The sequence below is a fragment of the Bradyrhizobium sp. NAS96.2 genome (assembly GCF_001908235.1).
Lineage (GTDB): Bacteria > Pseudomonadota > Alphaproteobacteria > Rhizobiales > Xanthobacteraceae > Bradyrhizobium.
In genome coordinates this window covers 1-1,433 of the sequence record NZ_LGHK01000396.1, presented here as the reverse complement: position 1 = coordinate 1,433, position 1,433 = coordinate 1, and the positions used below count along the sequence as shown (strand labels likewise).

The window sequence follows — 1,433 nt, the reverse complement described above, 5'->3', positions numbered from 1 at the left end:
CCACGCAGCGTCATTTTCATGACCGGTGACATAGCCGGACACCGTGTTGCCGGTCTGGTCGAGCACCACGCCGAGACCGGAGGCGCTGTCGATCAGGTTGGTCGCGGTGCCGTTGCCGGCAATGCTCAGCGTATACGCCGTGGTCGCATTGTCCGCGCCGGTCACAACCGTGAACGCGCCGGCGAAGCTCTCGGTGTCCAGCGCATGGCCCTGGGTCGGCACTGCATCCGGCGTCGAGCCGTTGATGCCGGCATTGGTCGCAGCCGACAGATAGGCCTCAAAGGTGTTCAGGGAGTTGACGTTCCCGCTCAGCGTCACCGACGGACCATCGTCGTGGAACGTCACATGCGAGCTGAGGTCGAGGTTCTGCGCGACGCTGTCGCCGTCCTTGTCGGTGACCGTCGCGGTCAACGTCACCAGGCCGCCTGTCAGGCTGATGCCCTCACCGGTGTCCGGGCTGGAGGCTGTGGCTCGTGCACCGCGCGATCCTGCGTCAAGGTCACGTCGCCGGTCGCGGTGTTGACCGACAGCGTGAACACCAGCCACGCCGCGTCACCTTCATGACCGGTCACATAGCCGGAGATCGTGTTGCCGGTCTGGTCCAGCACGACGCCGAGACCGGAGGCACTGTCGATCAGATTGGTCGCCGTGCCGTTGCCCGCGATGCTCAGCGTGTACGCCGTCGTTGCATTGTCGGCGCCGGTCACAACCGTGAACGCACCGGCAAAGCTCTCGGTGTCGAGCGCATGGCCCTGGGTCGGCACCGCATCCGGCGTCGAGCCGTTGATGCCGGCATTGGTCGCGGCCGACAGATAGGCTTCAAAGGTGTTCAAGGAGTTGACGGTGCCGCTCAGCGTGATCGACGGGCCATCGTCGTGGAACGTGACATGCGAGCTGAGGTCGAGGTTCTGGCTCGCGCTGTCGCCATCCTTGTCGGTCACCGTCGCGGTCAGCGTCACCAGGCCGCCGGTCAGGCTGATGCCCTCGGCCGTGTCCGGGCTCGAAGCGATGTTCTCATGCACTGCACGATCTTGCGTCAGCGTCACGTCACCGGTCGCGGTGTTCACTGACAGGGTGAACACCAGCCAGGCCGCGTCACCTTCGTGGCCAGTCACATAGCCGGAGATCGTGTTGCCGGCCTGGTCCAGCACCACGCCGAGACCGGAAGCGCTGTCGATCAGGTTGGTCGCCGTGCCGTTGCCGGCAATGCTCAGCGCGTACGCCGTCGTCGCGCCGTCGGCGCCGGTCACCACCGTGAACGCACCGGCAAAGCTCTCGGTGTCGAGCGCATGGCCCTGGGTCGGCACCGCATCGGGCGTCGAGCCGTTGATGCCGGCGTTGGTCGCGGCCGACAGATAGGCCTCAAAGGTGTTCAGGGAGTTGACGTTCCCGCTCAGCGAGATCGACGGGCCATCGTCGTGGAACGTGACATG

2 protein-coding genes are annotated in these 1,433 nt (G+C 65.7%); both read right to left on the bottom strand.

Annotated features, from left to right (window positions below):
- On the bottom strand, positions 1-417 hold a 417-nt coding region (locus AC628_RS41530), incomplete at its 3' end, for a DUF5801 repeats-in-toxin domain-containing protein (protein WP_210190342.1).
- Positions 418-428: 11 nt separating this feature from the next.
- The coding region (locus tag AC628_RS44635; RefSeq protein ID WP_245321612.1) for a DUF5801 repeats-in-toxin domain-containing protein at positions 429-1,433 on the bottom strand (1,005 nt) is incomplete at its 5' end.